Source organism: Vreelandella aquamarina, from assembly GCF_020075495.1.
Taxonomy (GTDB): domain Bacteria; phylum Pseudomonadota; class Gammaproteobacteria; order Pseudomonadales; family Halomonadaceae; genus Vreelandella; species Vreelandella aquamarina_A.
Map to the genome: position 1 here is coordinate 1 of NZ_JABYQT010000046.1, position 300 is coordinate 300.

Sequence of the window (300 nt, forward strand, 5' to 3'; positions counted from 1 at the left end):
CGGTCAGGCTGTAGCGCAGTGCCGCGTTGTCGCCGTCCGGGTCGTTGCCCTGGCTGGTCGCCACCGGCTGGCCGGCTTCGGCCGCGCCCTGGATGGCGTCATAAGTGCTGGTCACCTCGACGGTGGGGGCAGCGGGCAACTCAGGTTCGATCGGACCAACAGGATCGGTTGGATCAACAGGATCAGTCGGGTCAACAGGATCAGTCGGGTCAACAGGATCAGTCGGGTCAACAGGATCAGTCGGGTCAACAGGATCAGTCGGGTCAACAGGATCAGTCGGGTCAACAGGATCAGTCGGGT

General features: G+C 63.0%; 1 protein-coding gene. It reads right to left on the reverse strand.

Annotated features, from left to right (window positions below; translation table 11 throughout):
* The coding region (locus HW452_RS17410; protein ID WP_224107348.1) for a hypothetical protein at positions 1–300 on the reverse strand (300 nt) is incomplete at both ends.